This window comes from Streptococcus marimammalium DSM 18627, assembly GCF_000380045.1.
Taxonomy (GTDB): domain Bacteria; phylum Bacillota; class Bacilli; order Lactobacillales; family Streptococcaceae; genus Streptococcus; species Streptococcus marimammalium.
Genome location: NZ_KB904339.1, coordinates 324,277 through 331,946, shown reverse-complemented (window position 1 = coordinate 331,946; position 7,670 = coordinate 324,277). Strand labels below are relative to the sequence as shown.

The window sequence follows — 7,670 nt, the reverse complement described above, 5'->3', positions numbered from 1 at the left end:
ATCCTTTATCGTCAGTCATAGTTTCTTCTGTTGTTCCATCTTCTTTTGTAAGAACAACTTTAACGCCTGCTACTGGTTTTTCATCAGCGTCTTGGACACCATCTTTGTTTGTATCAATCCAAACGTAGTTTCCTAGTTTGTATGTTGGAGCAGTATAAGTATTTTCAAATGTAAGCTCTGCAGCTGGAGTAACTGTTGCAACTAATTGTCCATTACCATCATCAGTAACTGTTACTGTAAGAGGACGCTCAGTTTCGTCATAAGTCATTCCTTCTTCAGAACCTTTTTCTTCACTAATGGTGTATTCATAAGTTCCAACCGCTGTAAATGTTTTTGGTTCAAATGTAATTGATCCATCAGCAGCATTCTTAGCAGTCAACCTAACTTGTCCATCAGTATCTTTAAGATTGAATGTGAATTCTTCTCCTTTAAGATCACGTCCTACTAATGATTTAGTAGCCGAGATAGTAACAGCAACTGGTTTAGGTGAATATTCATTATTGAAGACAACTGGTTCAGAAATAACATTGGCAACCAGTTCTCCATCAAATTGAGGTTCAACAGGGTTTTCGTTGATCTTATCTACAACAATTGTTATTACTTTTTCATTAGCATCGTAGATAACACCTGGAAGTGTACCAGCTTTTTCAGAAATTATATATTCGTAAGTTCCTGCTTTTGTAAACTCAACGTCAGCAAAAACAACTTTTCCTGCAGCGTTGTTTTTAGCAGTTGCAATAACAGTCCCTTTTTCATCTTTAAGTTCAAATTCAAACTCTTCAGCTTTTAAATCACGTCCTGTTAAAACTTTTGTTGCTTCAATAGGAATGCTTACAGGTTTTGGAGCTTTTTTCTTGTTTGTGATGGTACGGATAGCACCTTTATTTGAAACACTTACTTCAATTGGTTCTGTTGTAATGTTATAACCGTCTGGAGCAGTCACTTCGGTAATTGTGAATTTACCAGCTTTTATTTCCTCTTCAGTGAAGACAGGTGATTGAACACGTCCATTTTCAGCATCTGTTGCATCAAGAGTAACTTCTTCACCATTTGGTTTAGTGATTTTGAAAATGGCACCTGCAAGTGGTTTACCAGTATCTTCATCAGTCTTATAGATAGTGATACGGTTACCAGTCTTAATACTGATAGTACCACCTGTTGTAACTAAACTACTACGTTCAATAGTTGTAGATGTTACATCAGTATTATCTCTTATTTTAACATCAACATCATCTGAGGTAACTTTAATGGTGTTAGCAACTGTTGAACCGTCCGCAGGAGCAGTTGTCGAATAATCAATCATGAAACGTCTTGAACCAGGATTTTTAATATCAATTTCAAACTTGGTATAAGAAGCGTTGTAAGTAATTGTATAATCTGTACCAGCCACAAGAGTTTGCTTGTTAGTTAACTGATAAGCTTGATCAATACCATCTCCAGCGGTTACAGTTAAAAGTTCTGGAATAAATTGCATTGGTGCTGCTGTATTATCAATAACATCAGTAACTTTTAATGAATCATAGCTTTTTCCAGAAGCATTTACACGAATACGCCATGGATGTTGATAGTCACCAGATTTCCCTAAGATTGCTGAATCATATTTACGAGGAGTTAAAACACCACTATATTTTGCAACGTTTTCAATTCCTAATAATCCAGTGTTGTCAGAGGTAGATTTTGGAATAACAGATAAAACAATATCTTTAAATCCAACATCTTTTATGTTTTCAATTCTCTTTGTAGTTGTTGCCAACTCCTCAGTCATATTGAAATCTACAAAGAAGGTTCCTTTAACATCAAGGATTTCGGTTGATTGTTTTTTTTCTTTGTACTCCTCGAGTTTTTGTAAAGTAATTGTCGCAGTTCCTCCACCAGCAACACCATTTGGTGTTACTTTAACAGAACCAATAGCAATATTTGTTTCGGGATCTGTAATCTCAAAACTGCTATTTTTGACATTAAATGGTGCTGGAATATCAAGAGTAAAAGAATCACCATTTTCAAGGTTGTTATTGTATGCCGAAAGATCAAATTTTGTTGAAAAACGATAACTTGCATCTTTAACAAGAACATACTCGCCGGTTCCTTTTTTCGAAGCCTCCCTTCCGTTATTAACGTCCCAGATGATAACATCCGTGACGACATTATCTAGTTCTTTTGCTTCAACAGTATTTGCTGAAACAGTAAAGACTCCTATAATTGCAATCAAAGCAACTATAGACGACTTTACAAATGTTTTTAGTTTAGAATACATATCTACTTCCTTTCATTTTTTATAGAGGATATTCCAACTATAAATATATCATTATTACCTGTAAAGTGCAAGCAACTTATTCTTAAAATGTATAATTTTAGTGGATTATATTTTATTACATATTTCATAACCAAATATCAAAATAATAAACTCTGATTTTATTACCAAAAAGAGGTTCCTCGTGATTAGTGTTAGCTGTAAAATTCCTTGTTATTCCTATAATCAGAAATCTACTACTATGCTATTAAAACCTACTGTATTGATCTTTCTAATACTTAATTCATCAAACTTATAGCTATTTAATAGGTAATGAATGTCAAATATTTGAAAATAATGCTAATCTATGAGAGCTACCAACAAGCTTTTACTAAGATACTATTAATATGATGGGTCATAAAGTTTATTCGGGAAAATAATTCTTTACTTTTAAAGAAAAAACTACTAGGAATGAATTCCTAGTAGTTAATAGCATATCTTTTCTTTTAGCTCTTGAAACAAATTATTTTCCAAGATAGTATTCATTTTGAACATTAAGTTTATCATCAAACTCAAAAACAAGTGGTGGGAAGTTTGGAATTTCAACGCCCATAATCTCATCATCTGATAATTGTTTGATGTGTTTTACAAGAGCACGAATAGAATTACCGTGAGCTGCTACAAAGACATTTTTGCCTTCTTTTAGTGCTGGAGCAATCTTATCTTCCCAAAATGGTAAGGCACGTTCTAAAGTAACTTTTAAATTTTCAGCATCTGGAATAACACTATCATCTAACAATGCATAACGGCGATCATTATGCGCTGAATGTTCATCATCTCTAGACATTAAAGGTGGTAAAGTATCGTATGAACGACGCCAAATGTGAACTTGTTCATCACCAAATTCAGCAGCAGCTTCAGCTTTGTTTTTACCTGTTAAACCACCATAATGACGTTCATTTAAGCGCCATGATTTCTCAACTGGTAACCATAATTGATCAGCACTTTCAAGAGCTAAGTTAGTTGTTTTAATGGCACGTTTAAGAACAGATGTAAAGACGATATCAAACTCAATACCTGCTTCTTTAATCAACTTACCAGCTTCAATAGCTTGTTCAACACCTTTTTCTGAAAGATCTACATCTGCCCAACCTGTAAAAAGATTAGCCTTGTTCCATAGTGACTCTCCATGACGTGCAAATACTAATTTTGCCATTTAAATTCTCCTTTATATTTTGACAATTGTCATTAATTTACTTTTTCTATTCTACAAAAAATTTGTGAAAAAATCCACTAAAAGTAAGAAAAAACTTGAAAACACTTTTTACACTTGATTTGACTTCTTCCAACATGATACAATAGAAAAAATAATTTTTGGAGGCTATTATGACATCCACTGCTACTACTATTGGTTCTTTTCGTTTCCCAAACTGCTTGATGAATGCTGCTGGTGTTCATTGTTACGCTAAGGATGAATTAGCTGAAATTGAGGGCTCAATGGCTGGTTCATTTGTCACTAAGACAGGAACATTAAATGAAAGAGCTGGAAATCCTGAGCCACGTTATTTTGACACCGACTTAGGTTCCATTAATTCTATGGGACTGCCAAATCTTGGCATTAATTATTATTTAGATTATGTCACTGAGCTTGAAAAAAAACCTGACAGCAAACCACATTTTCTATCATTAGTTGGATTATCACCCGATGAAACGCATATTATCTTGAAAAAAGTACAAGAAAGCGACTATCAAGGCTTAGTTGAGCTCAACCTTTCTTGTCCAAATGTTCCTGGCAAACCACAAATCGCTTATGATTTTGATGCTACGAAAAAACTATTATCTGAAACTTTTTCTTATTACACTAAACCGCTTGGTGTCAAGTTACCTCCTTACTTTGATATTGTTCACTTTGATCAGGCAGCTGCAATTTTCAATCAATTCCCACTTGTTTTTGTTAACTGTGTTAATTCAATTGGTAATGGTTTGGTTATTTCTGATGAATCTGTTGTGATTAAACCCAAAGATGGTTTTGGTGGTATCGGTGGTGATTATATCAAACCAACAGCCCTTGCTAATGTTCATGCTTTTTATAAACGTCTTAACCCTTCTATTAAGATTATTGGAACTGGTGGTGTCAAAACTGGTCGTGATGCTTTTGAGCACATTCTTTGTGGTGCAAGCATGGTTCAAGTGGGGACTGCCCTTCATCAAGAAGGAGTTACTATTTTTGAACGTATTACTGATGAACTAAAAGAAATTATGGCTGAAAAAGGTTATGAAACCATTGAAGATTTTCGTGGAAAGCTAAAAACACTTTAAAACAATTAAAAGCCCTTCTAAAAAGGGCTTTTTGTGTGCTTAAAAATCAAAATCATCATCCTTAAGGTCTTTTTTAGCTTGTTCTTTTGCTAATCTTTTTTTAGCAGCAGCAATATCTTCTTTAGTAGGCTTGATATTTTTAGTTAACATCATTAAACTAACAATTTTTACGATAGAAAATACAGCCAATAAACCAACTACAAAATAAATCATACAAACTCTCTTTCAGCTTTTTTTACATTATATCTCTTTACTTTAAAAGTTTCAAGAGATGGAGTCATTCTTAAAAGTCGTAGACCATTTAATATCACTAGAATTGTACTACCTTCATGACCAACTACGCCAAGTGGTAAGGTTATTATTTGAAACACATTAGCCAAAATCAATACAAGAATAACAAATAGAGCAAAAATAATATTTTCTTTAATGACTGTCTTCATTTTTTGAGACAAGGCAATTGAAAACGGTAATCTGGTCAAGTCATCCATAATGACACTATCAGCACTTTCAATGGCGATATCACTACCAGTACCAATAGCATAACTAACGTCAGCTAATGCAAGAGCAGGGGCATCATTTATACCATCACCTACCATGGCTACACCTTGGTGTTTTTCTTTTAATGCTTTAATAACTGCTGTTTTATCTTGAGGAAGGCAATTGGCGATGACGTGATCTATCCCAAGAAAATTGGCAATATGTTGCGCAGTTTTTTCATTATCTCCTGTCAGCATAATGGTTTTAATGCCCATGTCTTGTAATTGTGAAATGGCTAATTGACTTTCTTCTTTTATTTCATCTAAAAGGCTATAAAAACCCATCAATTTTTGATTACGACATACAAAAACAAGTGTTTTTCCTTCCTCTTCTTCTTTTGTAATTGTCTCTATAAGCTCTTTTGGTAGTTCCTTGATAGCTTCTAAGATAAAGTTCTTTTTCCCAACACGCCATAGATCACCCTTATATCTTGCTTTAAATCCTTTACCAGTCACATCCTCTAGCTCATCTAATGAAAGTGTTGCCACTGTTTTGGTATAAGCCATCAAGGCAGATGAAATGGGGTGAGTACTTGTTGCTTCAACAGTTTTTACAATTTGATTAACAAGAATTTCTTCTGAAAGGATTTCATTATGAACGACTCTTGGCAAACCCTTAGTTAGTGTACCTGTCTTATCCATAACAACCACACTAATGTCTCCCATACGATCAATAATGTTTCCACCTTTCACTATCAGACCACTTTGTGCTGCACGGCTAATAGCTGATAGAGTGGCTGGTGTTGAACTTGCCACAAGAGCACATGGGGAAGCAACTGTCAAAAGAATCATGCCACGATAAAAACTATCAATCAACTCCCAACCAAAGAGGAAATGGCTAGTGAGGATAAAGATTGGCACTAAAAGAAGAACTGCTTTGACATAGTTGTCCTCAAGTCCTTCAATGAAACTCGCCGTTTTACTTTTATTCTCATGTGCTTCTTCAACAAGACTCACAATTTTAGCAAAAAGAGTGTCTTTATTTTCAACTGTCACTGTCATGGTGATTTGATTTTTTAAATTGATTGTCCCTCCGATAAGACTATCATTTTGATATTTTTCAACCGAAATAGGCTCTCCTGTTACCATTGATTCATCAACAAGGGCAAAATCATTTGTTAAAATACCATCAGTTGGAATAGTTTCACCTTTTCGAACTTTAACAATGTCACCAATTTTTAAAGAATTTGTTGGCACTTCTATTATTGTGCCGTTAGTTTCTACTATTCGAGCCACATCTGGTGTTAAAGACATCAAGGCAGAAATAGCATTTTTACTTTTTTCTATGGCTAACTCTTCCAGACTATTTGACAAAGAAAAAATAAAGATGAGAATGGCACCTTCAAGCCAGTAACCAATAACTCCAGCACCAATCGCCGCTAAAAACATGAGGATATCAACATTTAAATGATGATTTTCGACTAAGTCTAAAAAACCTTCTTTGGCAGAATCATACCCACCAATAACGAAAGCTAAAATTAATACTAGCGTTCCAAAAGTTGATAGATAAGACTGTACAACAAAGCCAATAATAATAAAACTTAAACACAACAAGGTTTTGAGCATTTTAGGATTTTTCTTTAACCAATTAATAATTTTCATAATAGACCTCTTCTTTATAATCGTTCTAATTAACTACAATTTAATTATAATCGTTATAAATAAAAAAGTCAAGCTTATTTAGAATAATTCTAAATAAAATAAAAAAAGCCTCTCAGCTTTCTTTATTTCTTAGTTGGCATTCTGGACAAATACCATAGATCAAAAATTGTGTTTTCGTGATATTATAGTTGGTTTGTTCTGCTGCCTCTTTTTGAATATGTGAAAAATCAATATCCATGAAATCAGTAATGTTACCACACTGTTCACAGACAACATTAAGGTGTTTATGACCCATAAAATCAAAATAAGTCGTATTGTCATTACTTGGTTTTATTTCTGATACAAATCCTTCATCAACCAAAAATCTAATATTGTTATAAACGGTTGCAAGACTTAGATTAGGAAATTTTGGCTTTAGATCACGATAAATCATTTCTGCACTTGGGTGATCATAGGATTGAATCATATAAGAAATAATGGCTTTTCGTGACTCGGTGATACGAATTTTTTTCTCTTTTAAATGCGCAATCACATGGTCGTAAGCATCGTCTAAATTTCTCTCAAGATGTGAGTGTAACTCCATGTCTGACCCTCCTTTATGTCATTATACACTATTAGTATAGGAAAAAACAAGACTTTGACTTGTGGCAACGGGCATGCTCTTTCCCATTTCAAACATCATATTTTGTGAATGATGGAAATTTCATAAGAAAAAATAACAGAGATACTCTGTTATTTTGGTTAAAGCTTAGCATGATTGACTTAAATCTTGAGAGTACAAAAACTATTCTCCAAATTATTATTGGTTGTTTAACGTTTTACAATTACTTAAATCTTGAGAGTACAAAAACTCCTAATACTCTAACGATTGCTAGTAATACGTTTTACAATTACTTAAATCTTGAGAGTACAAAAACACAACTTCATGATGCAGAAATATTGGAAGAGTTTTACAATTACTTAAATCTTGAGAGTACAAAAAC

At 33.7% G+C, this 7,670-nt stretch carries 7 protein-coding genes; 2 read left to right on the top strand and 5 right to left on the bottom strand.

Going from position 1 to position 7,670, the window contains the following annotated elements; genetic code table 11:
• Both A3I1_RS0101495 and A3I1_RS0101490 read right to left on the bottom strand, forming a co-directional pair.
• Positions 1–2,254, bottom strand: a 2,254-nt coding sequence (locus A3I1_RS0101495; RefSeq protein WP_018369555.1) for a Spy0128 family protein, incomplete at its 3' end; no start/stop codon positions are given.
• A 499-nt stretch (positions 2,255–2,753) separates the two neighbouring features.
• On the bottom strand, positions 2,754–3,446 hold the full coding sequence (locus A3I1_RS0101490; RefSeq protein ID WP_018369554.1) for a phosphoglycerate mutase: 693 nt from the start codon (positions 3,444–3,446) through the stop codon (positions 2,754–2,756).
• Positions 3,447–3,616: 170 nt separating this feature from the next.
• On the opposite strand from A3I1_RS0101490, the gene A3I1_RS0101485 reads away from it, so the two are divergent.
• Positions 3,617–4,549 carry a dihydroorotate oxidase gene (locus A3I1_RS0101485; protein WP_018369553.1) on the top strand — a complete coding sequence of 311 codons (933 nt, stop codon included), beginning with the start codon at positions 3,617–3,619 and terminating at the stop codon, positions 4,547–4,549.
• Between the two features lie 39 nt (positions 4,550–4,588).
• Here the strand turns inward: A3I1_RS0101485 and A3I1_RS08475 are convergent, their stop codons facing one another.
• The 3 genes from A3I1_RS08475 to A3I1_RS0101470 form a co-directional block, all read right to left on the bottom strand.
• Positions 4,589–4,762: a hypothetical protein gene (locus A3I1_RS08475; protein WP_018369552.1), complete on the bottom strand. Its 174-nt coding sequence runs from the start codon at positions 4,760–4,762 to the stop codon at positions 4,589–4,591.
• Positions 4,759–6,687, bottom strand: a complete 1,929-nt coding sequence (locus tag A3I1_RS07715; RefSeq protein ID WP_018369551.1) for a heavy metal translocating P-type ATPase — start codon at positions 6,685–6,687, stop codon at positions 4,759–4,761. The genes A3I1_RS08475 and A3I1_RS07715 overlap by 4 nt, the downstream gene beginning before the upstream one ends.
• Before the next feature lie 112 nt (positions 6,688–6,799).
• Entirely contained in the window at positions 6,800–7,270 is a 471-nt protein-coding gene (locus A3I1_RS0101470) for a Fur family transcriptional regulator (RefSeq protein ID WP_018369550.1), read from the bottom strand.
• Between the two features lie 170 nt (positions 7,271–7,440).
• On the opposite strand from A3I1_RS0101470, the gene A3I1_RS08665 reads away from it, so the two are divergent.
• Positions 7,441–7,670 (top strand): hypothetical protein (locus A3I1_RS08665; RefSeq protein ID WP_419756763.1); only part of this gene is annotated, 230 nt, incomplete at its 3' end.

Coding starts and splice junctions, on each gene's coding strand:
- A3I1_RS0101490 (WP_018369554.1), bottom strand. CDS start 3,446: ATGGCAAAATTAGTATTTGCACGTCATGGAGAGTCACTATGGAACAAG.
- A3I1_RS0101485 (WP_018369553.1), top strand. CDS start 3,617: ATGACATCCACTGCTACTACTATTGGTTCTTTTCGTTTCCCAAACTGC.
- A3I1_RS08475 (WP_018369552.1), bottom strand. CDS start 4,762: ATGATTTATTTTGTAGTTGGTTTATTGGCTGTATTTTCTATCGTAAAA.
- A3I1_RS07715 (WP_018369551.1), bottom strand. CDS start 6,687: ATGAAAATTATTAATTGGTTAAAGAAAAATCCTAAAATGCTCAAAACC.
- A3I1_RS0101470 (WP_018369550.1), bottom strand. CDS start 7,270: ATGGAGTTACACTCACATCTTGAGAGAAATTTAGACGATGCTTACGAC.